The 503-nt window shown below is 67.8% G+C and carries 1 protein-coding gene (only partly in view); it reads right to left on the reverse strand.

All coding sequences use genetic code 11. From position 1 onward, the window contains the following. On the reverse strand, positions 1–503 hold part of the coding region annotated (locus tag L6Q67_RS23565; RefSeq protein ID WP_296575963.1) for an SdrD B-like domain-containing protein (this coding region is incomplete at both ends). Its footprint begins 344 nt before the window's first position; 503 of 847 annotated nt are visible.

The raw sequence follows: 503 nt of genomic DNA on the forward strand, positions 1-503 counted from the left end.
ACGGTCTGGATGGTCTTGCCGGTGGTGGTGTCGGCGTCGCTGTCGGTCAGGTCGGTGCCGAGGGCGGCGTCCTTGGTGGTGAAGGCGTAGCCGGCCGGCAGGGTGGTCTTGTCGAACTGGACCGAGTAGGTGCCCGGCTTGAGGTTCGAGAACAGGTAGTTGCCGTTGGCGTCGGTGGTGGTGCTGGTCACCGCGTTGCCGGCGGCGTCGAGCAGGGTCACCTTGACGCCGGTGACGCCGGCTTCGCCTGCGTCCTGCACGCCGTTCGCGTTGCTGTCGAGCCAGACCTTGTCGCCCAGTTCGGCCAGCTTGTAGAGGCCGGCGTCGAGGGTCGGGTTGTTCTGACCGGAGACGAGGGTGACGTTACCGGACTGGCCGGCGCTGTTCACATCGGAGTCGGTGGTGTCGTTGCCGCCCTGGTCCTGACCGGTGACCACGTAGCCGGCCGGGGCCTGCACGGCGACCGAGTAGGTGCCGGGGGTCACGGTGAAGCTGTAGTTGCC

The organism is Zoogloea sp. (assembly GCF_023150065.1).
Lineage (GTDB): Bacteria > Pseudomonadota > Gammaproteobacteria > Burkholderiales > Rhodocyclaceae > Zoogloea.